Source organism: Arachidicoccus terrestris (genome assembly GCF_020042345.1).
GTDB lineage: Bacteria > Bacteroidota > Bacteroidia > Chitinophagales > Chitinophagaceae > Arachidicoccus > Arachidicoccus terrestris.
In genome coordinates, this window is the sequence record NZ_CP083387.1 from 1,007,077 (window position 1) to 1,030,630 (window position 23,554).

Annotated in this window: 12 protein-coding genes; all 12 read right to left on the minus strand. The window is 49.4% G+C overall.

The window, feature by feature from the left end:
• Window position 1 precedes the first annotated feature (1 nt).
• On the minus strand, window positions 2-2,560 hold the full coding sequence (locus K9M52_RS03945) for a glycoside hydrolase family 2 TIM barrel-domain containing protein (RefSeq protein WP_224070763.1): 2,559 nt from the start codon (window positions 2,558-2,560) through the stop codon (window positions 2-4).
• A gap of 30 nt (window positions 2,561-2,590) precedes the next feature.
• Complete coding sequence (locus tag K9M52_RS03950; protein WP_224070764.1) at window positions 2,591-3,766, minus strand: glycoside hydrolase family protein; 1,176 nt, start codon at window positions 3,764-3,766, stop codon at window positions 2,591-2,593.
• 65 nt (window positions 3,767-3,831) lie between these two features.
• Window positions 3,832-6,873, minus strand: a complete 3,042-nt coding sequence (locus K9M52_RS03955; RefSeq protein WP_224070765.1) for a family 78 glycoside hydrolase catalytic domain — start codon at window positions 6,871-6,873, stop codon at window positions 3,832-3,834.
• Window positions 6,874-6,931: 58 nt separating this feature from the next.
• Entirely contained in the window at window positions 6,932-9,190 is a 2,259-nt protein-coding gene (locus K9M52_RS03960) for an alpha-L-rhamnosidase-related protein (protein WP_224070766.1), read from the minus strand.
• Window positions 9,191-9,199: 9 nt separating this feature from the next.
• Window positions 9,200-10,798, minus strand: coding sequence for a sodium:solute symporter family transporter (locus K9M52_RS03965; protein WP_224070767.1), 1,599 nt, complete (start codon window positions 10,796-10,798; stop codon window positions 9,200-9,202).
• Between the two features lie 31 nt (window positions 10,799-10,829).
• On the minus strand, window positions 10,830-11,912 hold the full coding sequence (locus K9M52_RS03970) for a Gfo/Idh/MocA family protein (RefSeq protein ID WP_224070768.1): 1,083 nt from the start codon (window positions 11,910-11,912) through the stop codon (window positions 10,830-10,832).
• 4 nt (window positions 11,913-11,916) lie between these two features.
• Window positions 11,917-14,013 carry a right-handed parallel beta-helix repeat-containing protein gene (locus K9M52_RS03975; protein WP_224070769.1) on the minus strand — a complete coding sequence of 699 codons (2,097 nt, stop codon included), beginning with the start codon at window positions 14,011-14,013 and terminating at the stop codon, window positions 11,917-11,919.
• Between the two features lie 21 nt (window positions 14,014-14,034).
• Window positions 14,035-15,564 (minus strand): acetylxylan esterase, encoded by a 1,530-nt coding sequence (locus K9M52_RS03980; RefSeq protein WP_224070770.1) that lies wholly within the window; start codon window positions 15,562-15,564, stop codon window positions 14,035-14,037.
• Between the two features lie 56 nt (window positions 15,565-15,620).
• The gene (locus tag K9M52_RS03985) at window positions 15,621-16,811 is read right to left on the minus strand and encodes a sialidase family protein (protein WP_224070771.1); all 1,191 of its coding nucleotides are present in this window, start codon (window positions 16,809-16,811) and stop codon (window positions 15,621-15,623) included.
• Between the two features lie 55 nt (window positions 16,812-16,866).
• Window positions 16,867-17,598, minus strand: a complete 732-nt coding sequence (locus K9M52_RS03990; RefSeq protein ID WP_224070772.1) for a DUF3826 domain-containing protein — start codon at window positions 17,596-17,598, stop codon at window positions 16,867-16,869.
• A gap of 24 nt (window positions 17,599-17,622) precedes the next feature.
• A complete protein-coding gene (locus K9M52_RS03995; RefSeq protein ID WP_224070773.1) occupies window positions 17,623-20,502 on the minus strand; it encodes an alpha-L-rhamnosidase in 2,880 nt (959 codons plus the stop codon).
• A gap of 19 nt (window positions 20,503-20,521) precedes the next feature.
• Window positions 20,522-23,548, minus strand: coding sequence for a glycoside hydrolase family 2 TIM barrel-domain containing protein (locus tag K9M52_RS04000; protein WP_224070774.1), 3,027 nt, complete (start codon window positions 23,546-23,548; stop codon window positions 20,522-20,524).
• Between the last annotated feature and the right edge of the window lie 6 nt (window positions 23,549-23,554).

Below are 23,554 nucleotides of genomic sequence, written 5' to 3' on the forward strand. Positions count from 1 at the left end.
CTCACTCTCCAAAGGATACTGTAGCCGTTTGATCCGTCAGACCTTCGCCTGTAATATGCAGTTTAAAAACACCTTTTCCTGTAGTAGGCCGGATAACGGCTACACATTTACCTTTCCATGTGTTATAATCCTTTGACCGAAAAGAATGCAGATCCGCCTGGTAGCCGTTATTAACACCCACCAGTGTCGCCGCACCTTCCACATCAAAATGCAAGGTCCGGTCATTATCCGGCACAGCAGTGCCGTCTGCATCCTCCAGCTGTATCGATACATAACAAAGATCGCCGGCAACGCCTCTGAAGGTAGCGCTGTCGACCTTCACCTGAATTTTCCGGGGCGCACCGGCCGTTTTAATTTCCCGGGTCAATACGATTTTGCCATTCCTGGAAGATACAGCTTTTAACACACCAGGTTCATAGGGCACCTTCCAGCTGATATGAAATTCATTATCGCCCGGCTGACCATCTGTTTTGTGTCGCTTTCCCAGAGACCTGCCATTTAGGAAAAGTTCAACCTGATCGGCCTGGCTATAATAACACCAGACATCCACCACTTCACCTTTATGCCAGTTCCAGTGCGGGAAAATATGCAATACCGGTTTAGCCGTCCACTCACTCTGATAGAAATAGTAAACATCCTTTGCCAGTCCTGCCTGGTCAATGATACCGTAATAAGAACTTCTGGCCGGATAAGCAAAGGGCACAGGCTCTCCCAGATAGTCGATACCTGTCCAGACAAAGGTGCCCGCAATAAAGGACCTGTCCTTAACCGCGCGCCAGGCATTTTCATGCGTGGTTCCCCAATAAGCGGCCACTTTATCATAAGCGCTTACCGTCCAGTCGTCGTTAATATTTTCTGCAAATTTCTGTTTAGGCCCGGAAGGCATATACAGGATGGAATCTTTCGGCATAGGCGTATACACGCCTCTGGTCTCCAGTGCTGATACGGTTTCGCTGGCTACAAGGGCCTTACCGGGAAACCTTAAGGGTAAACTGTCATAATCGAATGGTTTGTAATTAAATCCCAGCACATCCAAGACATCTGCTTTGGCAATATTATTTTTATCGGGATGGGTCTCCGTAAGGCCGGCGATCACCGGCCGGGTTGTATCCAGGGACTTTACCAGTGCCACCAGTTCCCTGGTCAGCCTGATCCCACTCGTATCAAACTGCTCTCTGATTTCATTACCGATCGACCACATAAATACGGAAGGATGACGGCGGTCTCTTTTGATCTGATCCGCCAGGTCTCTTTGATGCCAGCGTGCGAAGTCCCTGGAATAATCATATTTGGTTTTCTTCTTCTGCCACATATCAAAAGCTTCATCCATCACCAGAAAGCCCATTGAATCACAAAGATCCAGCATACCCGGAGGGGGTGGATTATGCGCCGTTCTAATGGCATTGCAACCCATCTCTTTTAACAATGTCAGCTGCCTGAACATCGCACTGTAATTATAGGCCGTCCCCAATACGCCATAGTCATTATGCAGGCAGACACCTTTAATTTTGGTGGGCTGTCCATTGAGAAAAAAGCCTTTCCGGGGATCAAAATAAAAGTGGCGAATCCCCAAAGGTAATCGCAGGCGATCCATGACGCTGCCATTTTGCTTTAAAGTCACTTCCAGCGTGTATAAATAAGGGTTGTCCGGCGACCACAGCCAGATATTTTGAAGCGGCCAGCTCCAGTCCAATAACCCGGTACCTGCCAGTTTCTCCGGTCGCCAGCTTTCTTTTTTCTGAGCGACCATATGACGTTGGCGGTCATAAATGGCGGTTTCAATTTCTACAGGCCTTAAGCTGGGCAGCGTATAACCAAACACCAGATGCTGGTTTAATATGGCTTTTTCTGCTTTTTTTGCGGCCTCATCTGCAGCACCTGCCCGCGGATCGACTGTAGCGTAAAAGAAACTTTCCCGCGCATTAATCGATACTGGCCCCTGTTTCAACAACCATACATCCCTGTTAATTCCCGAACCCGTATACCATCTGGAATTAGGCTGTCTGCTGTTATCTACACGAACTATAAGAATATTAAGACGTCCGTCAAAATACAAGTAAGGCGTCAGGGTATAGTCAAAAGAGATAAACCCGTTAGGCCGCTGACCCAGAAAATGCCCATTCAACCATACTTTACTGTAACGATATACACCGTCAAAACGAATAAGAATGTTCTTAGTACTATCTGCAGCAGGTAACACAAATAACTTACGGTACCATCCGATCCCTCCCGGCAATGCACCTCCCTGATTGCCAGCGGGAGACTCCCGGCTGAACGTTCCTTCAATACTCCAGTCATGCGGCAGGGTCACTTTCCGCCAAATAGCCGTATCTTTTTCCGTATAGTGAGTTGTATCTATAAATGCCGCCAAAGAGTCAATACTGCCCAGATGAAAATCCCAGCCCCGGTCAAAAAGCAGTTTTTCCGTTCCGGCTGCATTTATCGATGCTCCGGAGCGGCACCCTGGTAACAGATAGGTCAAAAGAGCCACTATTGCCATCTTCAACATTCCCCTTGTGCTATCATATCGTATCTGTATCTTACTTAATCCCACTTTCATGCTTCTAATAAATAATTTTTCTTAATTATTTTACTTCGCTTTCTTTTTTTTAACGGGAGGTGCTACGAAATGCAGTTCACTTGTTCCCAGGTCTTTAGACGTAGCAACCGCAATACCCCGCTGCCCCGCCTTATTAACGGCACAATAATAATGATACACCACGCCTTTATGTTTTAAAACAAAGGATTTATGAGCGAACATATTATCATAGTCCTTCGAAGGTTCAATTAAGTTTTCGCCTTTCCAGTCAGTCCAGTGAATCAGGTCATAGGAGCAGGCAAATCTGTTGAACGCACCACCCCTGTCTTTCCAGAAAGCGCCAAAATAAAACATCACATAAAGATTGCCGATCTTCTGGATCACCGGGTCACCGGTGATTCCCTGAAAATGATCCAGTACGGGATCTTTCAGGTACCTCTGCCAATGAATCATATCATCTGATACTGCCATACCGATTCTTTCCGCGCCTCTTGTTTTGGAAAGACTGTCACCATTCGCATTATAATACATGATAAAGGGATGACCGGTATGTTTTTCCTTATCCCAGATTACCGTGCTTTTGTATTGGGTGTGATTCTCCCACCAACGTACATCTTTGTCGGTAGACATCAAGACCGGATGGCCCAGTCTCCTCCACGGATGTACCCTGGAAGGGTCTTGCTCCGTCCAGGCGATGCTGAGTGAAAGCAGCCCTTTTTCATAGCCGGTACTATTGCCGCCAAAATACGACATCCAGTGTTTCCCCTGATAAGACTGCCACTGATATTTACCGCCCCATTTCATGGACCCCAGTGCAATATAACCGGCTTTCTGGTTCGCATCCCAGTCCGTACTGTCTGAGAAAGCCATCAACTTCCCCTTCGTATCCCAATGAAGCAGGTCTTCGGATTCGGCCAGCCAGGTTTCATAACCACGTCCGTCAAAGACAATGTACACCATATACCATTTGCCGTCTTTTTGGAAAATGCTCGGACAGTCCATCTTTTTATCATTGGACCGGGGAACCATCACCAACCCATATTTATAAGGTGTTTTGACTTGCTGATACACAGACTGCATCACCTTCTCGGATACAGGCTTCACTGTTTTTTTCTTTTGCGCCTGAACGGCAGAAACCATGCATATGGATGCTATACAAAGTGCCCCTGTCAGCAGACGGCTAATGCATCGCAATTGAACCTGTCCGCATATGTTCGAACTTCTCATTTTACTTTCTGTTGTGTAAGGATTATACATTAAACTATAGTGTGAATACTGATGCAGCCTGCTGTTTATCTTCGCATATTTACTGTGTAAATATGCGTTCCACTACCTGCATTCAGCATGAATACTTTTTTATCTCTTTTGGTTGTGACTATTTTAACCGTCAAAGTTCTTTCGGCCTCTTTCAGTGTTGATCCTGCCATATATGGCAGCCTCACCTCAGCGTGAAGACCGGCCGGGATGTGTAATTTTACCTGAAAGCCGTTTTCCTGCCGCTGCCAGTCAACCTGTATCTGTCCGTAAGGCGTCTGATAACCACCTTTTGCCCAGTTAAGGCCGGCCACCATCTGCGGGGCGATTATCAGTTGAGGGGCGTCGTCTCCCTGCCCGGTCACTGCCATATCCAGGCGGATGCCGAGAATACCTGAATAAAACCATTCCATAAGATGCCCCAGCATAAAATGATTGTTGGAAACAGAAGGCAGTGCCTGCCAGGACTCTGTAAGCGCAGTAGCCCCCCTGGCGATCTGATAACCATACCCCGGCACATCACTGCGGTTATTCATCTTAAAGATCAAGTCATTATATCCCTCCTGCTCCAGCACTCTGATAAGATACCGGTACCCGATATCGCCCGCCGTGAGTGCATAATTATTTTTGACGATACCGGTTACCAGGTGGTCCACCACCTGATCGTGCAACGTGTCCGGCACGAGCCCCATAAAGAGCGCCATGGCGTCCGATGTCTGGCTGCCGCTGCCATAATAAGCCTGTTTCTGGCCCAGGCTATCTGTACCGCTATGCAGGAACTTCCGGTTAAAAGCCTGACGCACGGCCGCTGCCTGGCTGGTGAATTTTCCCAGGTCATTTTCTTTAGCAAGTAACCTGGCTGTTTTCTCCAGTATCTTTAAATCATAATAATAGATCGCCGTTGCGGTCAGTCCCTTCGGTGTTAACTGAGAGGTACCCGGCCGCTCCGGTCCCAGGTCATACCAGTCACCGAGACCTTGATATAAGATATTTTCCTTCGCCTTGCGGTCGAGATAATCGATATAGCGGGTCATCATCGGATAGCTTTTTTTCAGTTCACTGCTGTCTCCATACCACTGATACAAATACCAGGGAATGATAATGGCGCTACTGCCCCATTCGGGGGAGTCCCGGAACATATCGCCCCCCCAGGTAAAAACCGTAAACTCTGGTGCTATCTCGGGAATCAGTCCTTCGGGGGTTTGTGCGCTGCGCATGTCTTCGAGTGATTTTTTCAGCAGATGCTGTATCTGCCAGTTATACCGGACAGAGCTTCCCATCAGGTGTACCTGCTCCAGCCAACCTAGTTTTTCCCGGTGCGGGCAATCGGTAAAAACACTCATCATATTACTTTTCATGGCCCAGCGGATAAGCTCACTGGTCTTATTCAACAGGTCATTGGAACAACTAAAACTTCCGGCAGGCGGAGCACTGTTTCTGAGGTGCCAGGTTTCTAACTTTTGTACAACGGGCAGTCCGTCCGGATTGGGCTTTCCTGCCGGAACGGCGCCATCTACCTGTATATACCTGAATCCGTAATACGTAAATGTAGGATGCCACTGTTGCGGCCCATCCTTTGCTAAAACATACACCAGCCGGTATTTTCCGGTGGCCTTTTGATTGGCGCTGTTATTGTCATTGATGAGTTCAGCGGGTGTAAGCGTTACAGTATCTCCCCTTTTGCCATTAAGCCAGACAGCGGGAATGCCTGAGCAGTTCTGTCCCATGTCAAAAGTCCATCCGGGCGTCTTTGTACCCTCTGATACCGGATACAGCTCTTTTGGCGAAAAAATCTCCATCACCTTAATCGGATCGATACGCTGTAAACGAAGCGCACGCGGCGTATCCGTGACGAGTTTTGCAGGCATCCATCCATGGGCAAGCGCGTCAAAGCCCACTTTATCCCAGCCAGCCTCACGTAGCCTTCCATCTTCCAGTTCGCCGCCATAAATGCTGGAAAACTGAATAGATGAAACCCCGGTTTTCCAGGTCTCATCTGATACTATATGCTGTACCCTCCCCGATTTGTATCTGATGGTCAACCGGCAAATCATTTTAGGATAACCATATTGGACGAGCAATTTCTTATACCACCTTTTAGAGCCGGGTATATAATAAAACCCGTTCCCCAGCTCCACGCCCAAAGCATTAACGCCTGCCTGTAGTTTGTCTGTAACATCAAGACCAACATACAGGGCTTCCTTTTGATAATTGGTCCATCCGGGATCTAAAAAATAATCTCCGATTTTCATACCGTTTAATCTGGCTTCAAATTGTCCGAGCCCTGAAATAAATAACGTAGCTTTCTCAATCTGGCCGGGCTTATCTGTCAATGCAAATTCTTTTCTCAAGAGTGGCAGTGTGTCGTTATCGGTTCCAAATGGCAGCTTCCGCACTTTACCATCCGGACCTTTTACTTTGACTGCCGTATCGCCGGGAAGGACCCGCTCTTTTCCCGTCATCTGCGTGCGTCCGATCCACCTGGCCCGGCCCCAGTCCCCCCGGCTGAATAAAGCTGTATGGAAAGAATCTGTTCCGCTCCAGGCACTGGCATTACCTGTCCCGTTCCAGACCCTGACACACCAGTAATAGGTCTGGTCGGGTTCTAAAGATGCACCTTTGTATGAAACAGGTAACAAATTACTTTTGTGCTGCTTGCCGGTATTCCACAAAAGCCCGTCAGCTGCGGATGCAGCCGTCTGCTCCAGCAGTAACCTTTTTGCTTTTTCAATGCCTGTTTTGGTGCCCACCAGCACCTGATAAGCCTGCAAACCTTGGCCGGCCGCATCTGCTGTCCGCTTCACCAGCCAACTCAGCTGCGGGTACTGACCCACAAAAATCTTATCCCTGCTCAGTCGCTGATTCACCTTTAATTCCCCAACCGGACTGCTTTTACCCTCCGTCGTTTTTTTGTATGAAACGACCGGTTGCGCGCTCAATGATCTCTGGCAGCAAATGAGTATGGCGATACAAGAAAAAATAGACAGGAGGCGCCAGCTCATGGCCGCCCACGCAGACGGCGCTCCCGGTTGCCGGCTGCAGCCACTGATCGTCATTGTATGTCTACCCGTTTGCACCATCGTTTTAATTTTACTGAACAATACGCAGCCATGCCGTTTTTGGAGCATCATGCACTGCTTAAATAGCTTCGTAATTTACGACATATTGCTGACCAGGCCGCAATTGCAGCTGGTAGGCGTTTTTGCCGACCTGCTGAATTTTCCCCTGGCTGCAGGATGGTTTACGGCGGCTTTCAATCAGCAGTGTGCCTACGCCTGCACCGGCCGAAGACTGCAGCTGCATTTTTGTCCGGTCACAGTACACCTCTATGTCACCGCCCGCAAACGGCACGGTGCCTTTCATCCACTTCAGGCCGCCCAGTTCAGGTTTCACCTGATAGGTTCCGTACCCCGGACTGGTAGGCGTTACACCTAAATAATACTTTCCCAATAAATAAATAGGGCTGGCACCCCAGGCATGACAAAGGCTTTTCCCGAACGGACGGCCGTACATCGCGTACTGCGCATCACCCTTCGCTGCGGGATCGTACTGCTCCCAGAAACTTGTCGCACCACGTGACAACATACCGCCCCAATAATCTCTCATTTCCCGGGTAACGACATCTTGTTTTCCGGCTGCACATAAAGCCTCCAACTCATAGAAACGCATATAAGGGGTATGGATCGCCTGTACTTTGGGATTGAGCAGCACATGTGTCACCACTTCCTCCTTTTGCTGCGCATTGAGGTAATTCAGCAATAAAGCAAACATGTTGGTATACCTGAACACCGTTTCATCCTTCTGACCCTTAAACAGGCTATGGATAAAAGCATGCTTGTCCTTATCCCAGAACACGTCAAATAGTTTTGCTTTAAGGTCTGCGGCCAATTGGCTGTACTGAACAGCTCCCCGGGTGTCACCGGTCACTCTGGCACAGGTAGCCATAGTCTCCAGGCTCTTGCAAAATAAAAGCTGCTCAAAGCTAAGCGCACCTTGCTTTGTCAGATGATCGGCCCAGTCTATAAACACCCAATCACCGGGGAGCCCTTCCATAAAACCGTCTTTATCTCTTCTGGAAAGACAATACGCCATAAGGCTCTGCATCTTCGGATAAATGGTTTTAACCAGCGCACTGTCTCCGGTATACGTAAAATAATCCTGTACCCCCATAAACCAATAAAAACTATAATCCATTATCGTATTGATATGGCTGGTCACCGGGTCTTTTCCTCTCAGCGCAAACAACGTTCTTTTGACAGTGGGCTGATCAAAATACAGATAATAATTCATCAGGTAGCTCTGATAGGCGTCTCCGGACCAGATCCAGCGATCTCTTTTGATCCCGTCTATAAAAAACTCACGCGTATTCAGATGTAAGGTATAAGCCGCAACATCCCAGATCCTGTTGATCAGCATATCTGAACAACTGAATGTACCACGCTCGGTAACCGGAGCGTATTCATAGAGCATATCCACCTGACCAATCTGCATGCCTTCTGCCGGTGCAATCTGCACATAACGGAATGCTTTTGTAGAAGCTGTCATGGTATCAAAGTTTTGTACATTTTTTGTCAGCTGTATGGTATCCAGGGTCTCACAACTATCAACAGACAATGCCTCTGCAGCAGATTCGCCGTAATAGATCCTGACAACGCCACTGCCTTGTATCCCTTTTAAGCGAATATAACCAAAGGTCTCACGGCCAAAATCCAGGAGCCAGTTTCCATTAGACAGGCTGGTCTTTTTCACGGGCACCTCTGGGCGCGTCGGCAAATGAAACTGGGACGGCTTTGCTGCCGCCGAATTAAAATTCCAGCAGGCAGCTTGCTGGTAAGTTGTACCGGATTTATCCGAAGCCTTACCGGAAGCGTCGATCCACTCTTTATCTTCAAAGGTCACCTGCCAGCTGCTGTCGGTACGCACCTGATCACCTTTTACAAAAATAGCGGGGACAGCTGCCTGATTGTATACTTTCAGGCTCAGCCGGTGTTTGCCCGCCGGAAACCGGATCTCATTTAGATTACCAGTCACCGCCTTGCCGTCTATCTTTACATTATAGCGGCCTTCCGCCGCAATATGAATCGTTTCAGGAGCTGCCAGATCAAAATCCTTGTGAAATTCTACCAGGACATAATGGCTGTCCATTTTCCAGAACACGGGCAAGAAAGCGCCTCTTTCCGTACGCCTGTTCTGCATTTTATTCGCCAGCCAGATGGCATAATCACCCGGATACCAGATCCAGGTCGCCTGACCGGCGACATCCCGGTCCACTTTTACCGTTGGCACCTCTTTAGACAAAGAAGCTTTCTGCGCCGGCAGGACCGAGGGAAATAACACCCACAGCATTAACCCCACAACAACTTTGTAACCTGGTCTTCCGAATCTAAATATGTTCATTACAATAAATTAATGTCCGTTAAAATAAATATATAAAGCGATCATTACAATGCTCAGTATTATCCAGCTATACACTACCATTTTCGCAGGTTTTTTATGTTCAAAGGCTATCTGCATTTTCTGGCCGCCGGCCATTGATACAGTGCCGCCCCTTCCCCATTTGGAAACCGCAAATAAAAGCCCGGAAAGGATCAAAAAGATATAAAAGGACAGCAGCAAAAAATGCGGCCATACGGGATAGCTCTTCGCCGGAAATACCCATAAATAGAGAATGCCTATCAATACGCTAAAAGCGGTGCCATAGGTTAATACATAATTTACCGCCCTGGCGCTCGTTCTTTTCCAGAGAATCCCGAATAAAAAGACCACGGACATGGGGGGCGCCAAAAAGCCAAGGATCGACTGGAAAACATCAAAGAGGTTCAGCCCTTTTATAGAATTGATCGCCAGTGCCACGAGGACAGACAATACAGCGCTGCCGACCGTTACCCATCTCCCGATACGGATCACTTCTTTATTGGTGGCCTGCGGCTGATATTTTTTTACGAAAATATCCATCGTAAAAACGGTGCTGACGGAGTTGAGCGAAGACCCGATATTAGAGACCAGTGCGGCGATCAGTACAACGATGATGAGCCCTTTCATGCCCGCGGGAAAAAGTTGCGTCACCATGACAAGATAGGCTTCATCCGGATTGTTCAGATGCGGATAAAGGATAAAGCAAAGAATGCCCGGCAGGATAAAAAGCGGCACATCCAGAATTTTCAGCCAACCGATAAAATTCGCTCCGAGCTGTCCCTGCTTAAGATTTTTAGCGCCCAACACCGACTGGACCATGGATTGCTCCGTGCACCAGAACCAGATCCCCATAACGGGATATCCCAGTATAATAGCCGTCCAGGGATAGTTCGCGTCGTCTGCAGGCAAGAAAAGATTCCAGTAATGCCCGGGCGTTCGGGCCGCCAGCTGACTGAGTCCACCGACCTTTTCAATACCGAGTATCACCAGGATCAGGGAAACTGCGATGAGTAAAATCATCTGGAACATATTGGTGAGGGCAATGGCCTTAAGGCCCCCGGAAGCGGCAAAAAAAGTAGCCAGCACGATCATGGCCAGTATGGACTGCCACATGGGGATATCCAGCAGCTGCTGTACAAGAATGCCACCCGCAAAAAGTCCCAGAGATAACCAGGAGATCAAAATCGTAATCAGTGTGTACCAGGCCAGAAGATTTCTGGTTTTGTCCCCAAAATGCAGTCCCATATACTCGGGCAGGGTCGACACTTTTGCGCCCAGATAACGGGGGGCAAAAAAGAGCGCCAGAAGGCCTATAAATACAAAGGCATACCAGGCGAAATTACCCGCCACAATTCCTGTGGAATAACCGATGCTGGCCGAAGCGATCAACATGGAAGGCCCTACATTCGTGCCCCACATGTTCAGACCGATACTAGACCAGCCCAGCGTATGCTGGGCCAGAAACAGGTTCTCATCCTGCTTTCTTTTTTTAATAAAGCTTACGTAATACCCCAGGCCAAAAAGAATCACCAGGTATAAGGCGACGATAATAAAATCAATGGGCTGAAGTGCGTTATAAATACTTTTCATATTTCGGTTATCCGTGCATATGTTTTACCCGCTACAGCGCCGGCAGACCATATTTTTCTAGTAATGAATCAATACGAACTGGCAGACCTGTCTTCAGCGACTGATCCATCGCCTGCAATACAGCCACCGTACCTATACCTTCCCTGATATCCGGATAAGCCGGCTGGCCTTCCAATATGGCCCGGGCCACGTATTCCATATAGTTCTGATATTCGCCGGCGTGATGGCTTTTTCCTTCAAATCTAAAATAATGTTTCAGCCGGTGCTCCCAGGTCTGGATCAGCTCCTGTCCATCCTTATCCGTAATCGCATAACGCAGATCCATATAATCCCCCTGGCTGCAGCCATGGGATCCCCTCAGGATGCAGCTCATCTCACTATCTCTTGTTACGGGCTGTACCGGTCCGGTATAACAACCGCTGACCCGGGCCACGCGGCCATCTTTGGCCCTGAAAATAAAGTGCATGGTATCTTCATGGTGTAACCCGCCGGCTTTCCCGTTCTCACTTAACATACCGTAACCCATCACCGTCTCCAGATGCGGCAGGTACCAGCGGATAAAATCGACCGGATGGCTCAGCCCGCCATAGAGCCATTTAAAGGCGTCTTCACGCGCCCAGGGTTTTTCCAGGAACCACCGGTGATCAGCATGATAATAGGCTTCGATCGTCATCAGTGCGCCGATCTTGCCCGCTTCATAATCCGCGCGTTGCTGGCGCATGGGTTCGAAAAATCTGGAGCTTTGCCCCACAAAACATCTAAGTCCCGTTTTTTCTCCCAGCGCCAAAAGATCTGCGGCGTCTTCCAGCCGGTCGATAAACGGCTTGGTGCAGATGACATGTTTGCCGGCTTCAAGCGCCTGCCGGACATGCGTCGCATGCAGATGATCAGGCGTGTAGATGGCAACGATATCCAGATCGGGTTGATCCAATAACTCCTGATAGCGGGTGGTATATGCATGGAATCCGAACTCCCCGGCCCTCAGGCGGCACATGTCTTCACTTAAATCGCAAACCATCCGCAAATCAAGTAAAGAACTGTTCAATGCCGCAGACATGGCACTTCTGCCCTCTCCCAGTCCCAGTATACCAATACCTAGTTTTTTATTATCCATTTGTTTATTTTTTTTCTGTCACCGGCACTGGCTGAACAGGCCACGCCCGGTCTGTCACCCTTTCGGCCAGTAAATATTGATAGCCCGGCTGAAGGCCGGCCTGATGTTTAATAGAATCTGCTACCCGGGGACCGTTGTTTTCCCAGGTATTGCCCGGCCCGTTGGCGTTTTTCATCACTTTTAATGCGGGACTCCAATTATCTTTGATCGTCATATAGGAAGAACCCTCATCCAGATAATAATAAAACCAGTGTGCTGGGTCATGCGGATAAGGCGCCTTATAAATTGAATCGATATAGTTGCCCTGAATAAGTGTGCCTGGCTGGGCGGAAAGTGTATATAAACCTCCTACGTCATACATGCGTTTCGCATAATGTGTCACTTTATTATCCAGTATTTTATTTTCAGCAAGGGCACTGATCTTTTTGGTCCATCCCCATCCTACGCAAATGCCAGAATAAGAAACGTCTGACACTTCGTTATGCGCTATCAGGATACCCCGCACAATCCCGGCACTGATGCCCACACAGCCCCAGTCCTCATTGGTGACATCGGTCACCAGGTTATTGACGATCCTGTCATAGCGACATATCAGGTCCGGGTTTTTCGGATGATAGGGAAGATGGGTTTCATAATTTTCAGGAGAATAGGTACCTACCTGTATCCCGGTCCCGCCGATATCTTTCAATAAATTCCCTTCTATGAGCGTGCCTTCTGTACCGATAACAAGATCCAGGCCGGTAGAAGCCAGATGCCGGAACTGGCAGTCTTTCACCATTGCATGATGGGCATAGGCCAGCTCTACCGCCGCAGGTGGCCGGCCAATCCAGGCCTGATTTTCGAGGCTGGCTTTTTCAGGCGTTCCCGGTTGTTTTAACTTATAGGCTTCCAGTAAATACATACCTGCCTGCAAGGGGATATGGCCTTTTTCGGAAGGCCTGAGCCAGGTACTGTATTCAAAATTAATACCCTGTAGCTGGAAATTATTGACGGGCTGTTCAGCAGTCCCTGCTACTTTCAGTAAAGTGGTGAGATAAGGGACCACAACAGTCGCATGGGCCAGATCCTCACCCTTCCTTGGCATATAATAGAGCTTTTGTGCTTTCCTGTCCAGATACCATTCTCCGGGGCTGTCCAGAAATCCCGGGGCATTTGTCAGATAAAAAGCAGAATTACCCGTTTTCTCGGAGAGCCAGGGAGCAGGCCAGGGATGTTCTGATTCAAGCCTGGATTCCGGTTCGTAGAAGTGCAGCTCAACACTGTCGCCCGCGACCTTTGCTGATTTGATTCTAAGATTTGCAATGGCCCACCACTGGTGGATCACCATTTCCATACCGGCAGCCTGACTGGCGTCAAAGCCCTCCGGTCGGGGGATCCAGCAGCTCTGGTCCTTATGGTCCCAGCTCAGGATCCGCCCCATGTTGTTTCCATAGCTGCCACCGTTAAAGCATTCGGCACGAACCGCTTTATGGCCTTCCACCCAGAGCTGCCTGAAATTAAGATCAGCACCATGGTCCTTTGGCAGTGTGGCGACATAAATGGTCCGCGCAGCTTTTTGTGGCAGGGCCTGAAACAGCGGGTCGGAAGCTTTTATTTTTTCCCAGCCGCTTATTTTAATACCACCCGTGAGCGTTGCCTTTCCTCTGTGTACCGCCGCGATCCTGGTAGGGGCACTTTCGGTGCCGCCGTCCTCTGGCCGGATCATCAGTGTCTCATTCGGGTAATACCTGCCATCCTCCAGTAAGATCTGCACACCCCGGACCCGGCGGCCGTCCGACGACCTGTTTTTTCCCAGCCTGCGTACTTCCCTGGCTTTACGGATGGCCATCACGAGGCTCTTAAACGGGCGGTCTTTCACGCCGCCGGTGAAAATGTCCGCATTTGCATCACTGCCCTCAGGCGAGACGTAAATGGTGTACCAGTTTTCACCGTTGCTACCGGATACCGCTTTTTTTTCAGAAGAGGCCTGTTGGGCATGAACCGGTACAATGCTTGCTGTCATGATACACAGCAAAACCGCCGGTGTAAGGATGGCTGCCACAGATCTCGCCTTCATGACAAATGCCTTGGCGGCAAGATCCCTGTAACGTACTATTGCCATAAATTGATTTATAAGACTCATTTATTTGTTACTTACTTTGTTTGTGACGGGCGAGTGATGAACGGCTTTTTCACCCGCCGAGCGGATGGCCGCATGATATACTTTTACGAGCTCATCATACCCCTTGATCGCATCTTTTGGCAGATCCTGCCCATGGTCCCCAAAGGCGTATAAAGCCTCCTTGGGCTCAATATGCACAAATGACTCATCAATGCTTCCACCGGTTTCAATACGCTGAATGGGCAGGTGAAAATACCGGGCTACAAAATGATAAAGAGGTATTCTCTTGGAAGGCCCGAAATCATGCCCCTCGTCGGGTAAGTGCACGTTGGACACTTTATCCTGCTGGTCATAATATCCGTATATTTTCTGCAGATAAGGAAAGTCATGCTCCGGCATATGCTGGGTCCAGTCGCTGCCGTCGGAGATCAGCAGCTGCGGATGGGGCGCTGCCATCGCAGCCAGTTCCACGTTGTCAGTCCCTCCGGCGCATTCATGAATCCCTCTGCCGCTTTCACAGGGGCAACCGCCATAGAAATAGGAGGAGACCGCCACCACCGGCGCGCTGAGCTTTATGCGGGGATCCATCGCCGCCATCAGCACCGTATGGCTTCCGCCCCCCGAGCCGCCGCTGATGCCTATCCGGGACGTATCCACGCTTTTCAGCCCCCTGACATAATCCAGCAACCTGATGGCGCCCAGGGTCTGAACGGTAATTGACAGGCTTTTACGGTGGTCTTCCGGCTGAAATTGTAACAACGATTCCCCCCAGGCAAATAAATCATAACTGATGGCCATCGCTCCTAATTTGGCCAGGGTCGCACATCTGATCTGACAATCCTTCCGGTAGCGTTGATCTGGCCAGTGCCCGTCCGGGCTGAGCATGACAGGCAATTTTCCTGTATACACACTTGGCCGGTAGATGGACCCGTTCAGATACAGCCCAGGCAGTATTTCCAGGGCAAAATTCTGCACCGTATAGCCCTTAAATTGGCGCAGTGGCGTCAAGTGTATAGGCGTGCCTGGTGCCGGTGGCATGGGAGAAAGGCCTACAGCCGCGTATAGTTCCCGGCGGAGGGAATCCTTTCTTTTTTCCCAGCTGGCCCTGTCGTGGTACCTGCCGGCAATCGCATCCAGCTGCGCCCAGCCCTCTTTGACAGGCCACCTGTAATATTCATAGGCCTTTAATTCATACTTATTCTGACCGTCCGGATTCACTTTTAAATCCAGCGGCCCCAGCACTTTGTCAAAAGTCTCTTCCAGTGTGGGCCTGAAACGCCAGAACGCATAGGTCACCCATTTATCTTTCACCAGCGCGTCCGGATAACGGATTTTCACATGAAACCTGTTTTCTATCAGCTGGATCACCCGGGCAAGCGGCAGCCTGTACAGACTATCGGTATTCTGGTGCACTTCCCTATAAAGCGGTTGCTCAGACTGTGCATAAAGACACCCCCCGCCGGCGGCCCGTATGGCCAGAAAGCCGACCGTCATCAACAGCATCCTGAATAGCTGCCTGTAGCCTGACGGCCTTTTAAAATATACTACCATTGCTTCTGATGTTTAATGCTGGCTTTGCCGGCCAGGCTTCATGGATAAAGATGTATTTAATCCTCCGGTACCGGTGGAACATATCCGGGGATCGCAGGCCAGATACTGTCTTTGATGGGTAAGGTCTTTAATTTTGACGGATCGATTACGGTATGCCCGATCTTTTTACGGCGCCAGGTATAGACGACATGCAGCTTACCGTCGCTGGCCTGGATAATATAGGGATAAGAATACTGGCTGATAGGTGAATCCTCTATAATCGCAGCAGCCGACCAGTTTTCTCCATCCTTGGACACGGCCAGATTCAAAGGCGTTCTTGCACCTTTATATTTGCCGGGAGGGGGCAGTACATGGTTATATACCAACGCAAAACTGCCATCCTTTAAAGTCACGGCGTCGATCCCTGAATTATTATTGGGCAGGTTGGTCTTGGTCAGGGGGCTCCAGGTCTGCCCGTTATCCTTAGACCAGGACTGTAGTATCGCGCGGTCCTTGCTTCTGCAGAGCAGCTGAAGGCTGTGATCCGGGTGTACCAGAATCGCAGGCTGTATGGCCCCGGTGAGCTTACCGTTATCGATGGGCCCGGTCATCTCCCAGGTTTTACCAAAGTCGGTGGTTTTCTCGATGTGGACGTGCCAGCCATCATTTTCTGTGCTGGAAGGGCATAACAGTGTCTTTCCATCGGCCAACAAGACAGGTTGATTCTTTATGGGGCCCAGGAAACCTTCGGGTAACGGATGGGGTTTTTCCCAGGTCACGCCATTATCACGGGAGCTAGTCATCCAGCCCTTCCACTGGGAAGGCTTGGGGCCGACTTTATAAAAGAGCAAAAGATCTCCGCCAGGCACCTGATATAAAACAGGGTTCCAGGTAGGATATCTCAAAGTGTCATTTTGAATGCCATTCGCTACTGAAACAGGAGCGGTCCATTTACCCGCCACCTGCCTGCAGACATAAATCTCTACGTCAGGGTTACGTTCCTTGGTACCGCCAAAAAAAGCAGCGACCATACCGGCCGGCGTCTGGGCGATCGTTGCCGAATGACAAGAAGGAAAGGGGGCCGTGTCATATAAAAATTCCTGGCTGATCACACCATCTTTCCAATAGACCCCGGCCGTGCTGTCGGCACCGGTTTTCTCAGCCGTTCCCGTCTGGCCGCAGGAACCAAAACACAACAGCAGGCTGGTACCAAGGGCACCCAGTATCAATGAACCCAGCTGTCTTTTACTTAAAAATCTAACAGACATTTCTTATTATTTTATTCGTGAAATAATGGACTTATGAACGTTATGTAAAACAAATCTATTGCTGCCCGCTTTTCTTTGCCGCTTCCCTGGCTTTTTTTTCTGCCTTGACTTTTCTTACATAGTCTCCAAAAAGCTGATGCCAGTTACGCCCGTGCTCATTCAGATATTTTTCATTCTTGGTTTTATAAATCTCGAAAATAGCCGATATGGACTTCATGCTTTTGTAATCAATCGCCTGTTCCCTGGCTTGTTCTAAATTGCTCAGTATAACGGCCGTTTCTTTCTCGGTCAGATCCGGCACGATTGCCTGGTATCCTTTTAGTGTAAAAGCCACTTTCCCAATCGTATAACCGTCCAGTATTCTCGCCACCTGTTCATTTGTCAGGTAATGATGCAAGCTATCCATCAAAGTCTTGTGGACGGAGGATGGCATGGCTGACTGGGCGATCATTTTACGGTCCAGTTCGGATAGCTGATCACCTGTTCTGGGGTTAACACCTGCCGGCACGTCGGTGTAAAAATGTGTCTTATTCCAGCTGTAGACGGCCGTTAAATGCTGCTCCACAAAACCCGTCACTTTAGCCGCTTTGGCAGCGTCCTGTAAAGCCAGCGCGTCCACCCATTTGCCGGCCTTCTCGTGGAGCTGTGCCTTCTGTTCGTTACTCAGTACCGGCTGGGCGACTGATTGTGCCCATAACGACTGGTTGGCGCCGAAGAGGAAGACGACCGCTGCCAGCACACGGGCCACCACAGCGTTTATGATGCTACTACTCGTTTGTTTTTCCATCTCTTTTTAACTTTTTTCGATTGTCTAATTATTTTGAACAGGTAATTTTCCTTCAAACATATAATGCCCCGATCCCCTTTCTAACAAGGCGGCTCCACTGCTGTCTGATAATCCCCGGGGTGTCCTCCCCGCCTCTTTGATCTCCCTGAGTCCCTCCGGAAAATGTAACCGGGCCGTCGTCCCGGCTGGAATCCTGACCTCCCACTGCCATTTGCCGCCGGCTTTCTGCCACCAGCTACCGATCGGGCCATAAGGGCACTGATACACCGCCTTCACATAATTCAAGTGACCCTCAATATCGGGAGCGAGGCGAATCTTCTTAAAACCGGTCGCCCTGTCGTCGCTTCGGATGCCGGCCTGGTTCTCGTACAACCAGATTAGTAGATCTCCCAGCAGCATTACATGATTTTGAGAGTTCATCGCCGGGTTGGCTGTGTTGCCATTCCAGAGTTCCCAGATCGTCGTCGCGCCACGGTCCACCATATATCCCCAACCCGGGTAGGTCCTGTTGGCGGCTATCTTCAATGCCAGATCATTACGGCCATAGCGGCTAAGCGTTCTAAGCAGCCATTGGATACCGATAACCCCTGAACTGATATGATTATCGTAGGTGACAGCGGTTTTATGAACGATCTGTCTGAATATTTTTTGTACATCTCCGGGCGCTGCCAGACCAAAAGCCAAGGCCAGCAGGTTTCCGGTAACGGTATTATTACCATAATAACCTTCATTTGCATGAAAGTAGCTATGATTAAAGGCTGTTTTCATCTCCCGGGCCATGGGAGCGAATATAGCCGTATCCTGCACAGTCCCGTTCAGCGGGGCAAACAGGCTCATCAGCTGCAGGTCGTGATAGAATGTAGCGGTAGCGATCAGTCCGCCCGGTGTAATTTTAGCTGGGTTACTGCTATGGATCACCTTCAGAGAATCAGGCGGCACACACCAGTCACCATAACTGTCCCGGTCCATCAGGCCATTTTTTGCATATTTATGATGCATATACCGGATCCAGGTTTTCATAGAGCTATAGTGGCGGCGGATCACGGCCGAATCACCATACTGATGGTATAACATATCCGCTACGGTCAGATAAGTGGAAGGCCAGGTCACATCATCCTTATAATACATCCAGAAACTGGGGGCTACATCCGGTATGCTGCCCGTTATCAATTGGGCATCCTGGATATCCTGCAGCCATTTATCATATAAAAGCTGATTATGAAAGGCAAAACTCTCACCGTAGGCACCCGTGGTCCGGTCGCCGAGCCAGGGCTGCCGCTCATTGCGCTGGGGACAATCTACCGGCATGCCTTTATAGTTGGATTTGATGCCCCATACGGCATTTTTATAGATCTGATTGATGGTCGTATCAGAACATTTAAAATAACCACTCTCGGACAAATCATCATAGATGACTTCACCGGTAAATTTCTCCAGCAGATTATTTTTAAATGCAGCGGGACTGCCGGGATAACCTTTCACCTCGACATATCTAAACCCGTGATAGGTAAATGTCGGGGACCAGCTTTCCTTTTTTGTTCCCTTGATAATATAATGATCTGTTGACCTGGCATCTCTCAGATTAGCGGTATACAGACGGTATCCCTCACTTTCTTTTACAACACTTTCCGCGAACCGGAGCCGGATCGTATCTCCCTTATGACCGCTTCCGTCCAGTTGCATTTTTAACCATCCGGCCATATTCTGGCCCATGTCCAGAATAAAGCTGCTGTCAGGTGCATCCGCAGACCGCAACACCTTTACGGGGCGGATGCGCTGCATGATTTTCATCAGCGGGTTAAACTGCGCGGTCCACTTTCCGGCTGGCGCCTCAACCAGCTCCGCTGCGCGCCAGAGACCGGCCTCAGGGTCATAACCCGGCTGGTCCCAGCCGGTGAGTTCCATTCCGGCATCATAGAGCGCTCCGTCGTATTCATTATTGTTTCTGATGGGACCTTTTCCTGTAAGCTGCCAGCTGGCATCACTGACAATATTTTCGACACTGCCGTCTGCATAACTGATCCGCAGCTGAAAATAGAGTTTGGGAAAGCCAAAACTGCGCCATTTCCAGGGTTTATAATCCTGGCGCATGGCAAAAAAGCGCCCACTGCCCAGTACGACACCCACCGCATTATCACCGGTACGCAAGAGCTCTGTTACATCCAGTGCGTTGTATAAAACCGTCTTGGTATAATCTGTCGGCGCAGGTGCCAGCACGGCGTCTCCCGCTTTTTTGCCGTTAATATGAAGTTCATACAGGCCGAGTCCGCTGATGTAAGCTATAGCGCTTTTTATCTGTTTATCCGTCTTAAACGTTTTTCTCAGATAACGGGCAGATAATACCGGAAACTTGGTAACACGGTCCCAGCCGAAGGGATGATCATATCCAATCCAGCTGCCCAGCTGATCGGAAAATTTCAAAAAGCCCATACGCCAGTGTTCCGGCCGGCTCCACCCCGAGTTGCCCTTAGTTGTCCAGATACGTACCCGCCAGAAAAGCTCCTGAAAACTGCCGGGGGCTTTGCCGCCGTAGGGAATCTGGAATTGTTCGTCAGAGATTACTTTTTTGCTGTCCCAATAGTCAGGATGTCCGTTTTCCAGTGCCTCAAGGCTCGTGGCCACCTGGATCTGGTAGGCCGTCTGTAAAACCTGTTTCACCTGTTCACCGGCCGTGATCTGCCACCCAAAACGAGGCGCCTGATCCAGGTTTAGTGGACGGACCTGATAATTACAACGAAGATGCCTGACCTGGATAAGACCGTCGCTGCCAGCCCTGCCTGCTTCCGCCCTGCCGGTAACAGGCAGGGCCAGCCATACAATAATCATACAGAACAGGCTCGTCAAAAGTGAAAGAACATTTTTGATACGATGCAGCGGTTCATATGTAAATGCATTACGGTTCAAAACATCGGATAATTAGGGTTTAAGAATTTGTGGGTGCACCAAAAATAAAATATAGTGTCAGGGGCTTAGCATAGTCCTTGGCTTTCCCGTAATCATAATACATATTTTTTCTGCCGGAGGGGCCCATGTTTTCCGGAACCTGCGATTTGGTGCCAATCGGATCGATCCCGTGCATAAATGAAATATTTCCGGCCGGAAATTTAGGGGCCGTATTATAGGGCTTCTTGGGCGACTCCGGCGTATACAGTCTCAGGAACACATCTTCACTACCGCAGAGGACCGTTATGGGAAGCGTCCGGGTTTGAAGCTGCATCCAGTAAAGATTTGAGAAATACCCTTTAAACTCCGGATACACCATTTTGGGATTATTCTCTCCGGTAATGGTATTATTGTAGGCGTTTTCCCACCGACCTAAATAAACACCTTCCATACGGTTTTTCCAGACCCTGTAGGGGCCGGCGCCCATACGGGTGACACCGGTGACCAGGTTTTCGGGAAAATCAAAACTTACACCTAAATAGTCATAATCGTATTGATGGGGAAAATAACCGATATCCATTTTTAGCACGCCATCCGGATAGATCACCCAGGTCAGCCGCTGCAGATCGCTTTGCTTTTCAAAACCAGCCTGAAGCACTATGGAATCCTTCTTGTTTTCAAGAGTAAAATTTTTAAGTTTCGATTCCCCTTCGCAAAGAACGGGACCGTTATTAAAAGGAATTTCCCGGCCTGCGATCAGCACTTTTTCCAGCAGGCCGGTCTGTCGGTTAAACTGATAGCTAAAAGCTTTACGGGATGCTTTCCCGGCGGGCCCCTGAATGACGAAACGATCAGCCGCCTGGTCAATTTTCCAGTCACCGGCCGGTTCGGTCGGTGACACTTCGGCTAACTTCAATTCTTTTAAAACAGCAGTCGATTTCCAGCCGGGCGTATGGATCGGATAAGTTTTAATCAGTACGATATTACTGTGCGAATCACGGATCGTTAATCTGAGATAATCCGCCTGCTCAAAATCTGCGGGAAGATCCAGCTGCAGATGCCCCCACTTATGCGGTGCCACATCAGGCAACGCCTGAGCGTTTACCAGACCGCTGTCCAGCACCTTCGCCCTGGAAACGGTCGCACTGTAATCGGCAGACAGCTGGTTAAAGCCGGCAGCTTTGTCCCTGATTGAAGGAGCACCGCCACTCATCAAGGCCCACTGGTAGGTCAGTTGCTTTAAATTGGTATAGTCGTAGCGGTTTTCTATCCGGAACCGGCCGTCAAAAGCCGGCGTGATCTCCCGGTGTTCAATAAAGACCGGTGACCAGACCTCTTTGATCGCATAGTAACTGCCTTCTTTCTCATGATAGGGTCCGACAATACCATCAGGCCCGTGGTCGCCATCTGCGTCCAGCAGCCCGCCTTTATCGGTTCTGACGACCGCTTCGTCAGCGAAAACCCAAAGGAACCCACCGGCTGATAAAGGGTTAGTCCACATTGCACGCCAGTAATCTCCCAGTCCTGCCCCCAGCCCGCCATCGTATAGACCATGCAGGAACTCCGTGGGAAAAGTAATCTCATGACCATGCAAATGTGTCCCGTTACCATAGTCATAGTTAATATAATGCTGCGTGTCCATATGTCCGAAAATGGCCCAGGGATGGATGAGCGGACGTTTCTGCAGATCATAGTCTGCAAACAGATGATCCAGATCAAAATTAAAGCCGCCCTCATTTCCATTATCCCACATAATGATACTGGGATGGTTCTCGTCTTTGACGATCATCTCCCCTACCAGTTTGGAGCCCACTTCTGTATCATAGTTATGATGCCAACCCGTCAGTTCATCCAGCACGAATAGCCCCAGCGAATCACAGGCATCCAAAAAGTGATCATCGGGCGGGTAATGAGACATGCGGACCGAATTCATGTTCATGTCTTTTAGCATAAGCACATCCCCGATACTTAACGCCTTGCTGGTCGTCCTGCCGGTACTGGGCCAGAAACTGTGGTGATTCACCCCTTTAAATTTTATTTTAATGCCGTTAACATAGATACCGTCTCTGGGCCTCACTTCCACAGTCCTGAAGCCGATTTTCTTTTCCACTTCATGCACCACCTGACCATTGATCAGCGCCTGCACCCTTAGGGTATACAGATGAGGCGTTTCAGGGGTCCATGGCTGTATTTCATTCCCGTAATGGCCCTTGATTTCAAATACTTTCAGGTTCTGCCCGGCCGGCTGTGCAATAACATCCTGCGGCCGGTTATCCCGGCGACTGATCGCTCCACTTAACTGAGAGCCGATCTGATGGCCCTTGCTATCCAGTAACTGGCCGCGTAACTGTAACCCACTGGCCTGATCCGCTATATTCTTGCCCGGAAGATCAATATGCACCAGTGCATTAAAATCACCATTTCCTTTCGCATCGACTGAGACACGGTTAATAAAAGTAGGCGGTAAGGCTTCCAGATAAACCGGCCGGAAAATTCCGCCGAAGATCCAGAAATCCCCTTTTCTTTCGGCCTTATTCACCGATGGGTTCGCGGAGTTCTTGGCAACGGTCACTTCCAGCTTATTGGCCTTCCCGTAACGTAGCAGTCGGGAAATATCATAGCGGAATGTATAAAATGCCCCCTGATGAACAGGACCGGCTGACTGACCATTGATTTTAACATCGGCGTCTGTCATAACGCCGTCAAATACGATCCTGACCACTTTCCCTTTCCAGGAAGAAGGCACCTTAAATTCATGGCGGTAAATACCTTTCTCATTGATCCGCAAACTGTCTTTATCCAACCCATAATTATAACTGCCAAACCCCTGTAATTCCCAGTTAGACGGTACGGCAATTTTCGTCCACTTCCCACTATTTTGACCCGCTGTACAATAGAAATCCCAGGGCACCGTATGATCGCTACCTGTACCTGACAGCATCAAAACGGACGTCTGACTTGCGCTGTTAGGGGTATGCTGGCGGGATTGCGCCTTTAGCCCGGCAGTCGTCACCAGAACAAAGGCAGTAAGTACACTTAACGGCCGATATAGCTTCTTTATATTCATGTAATT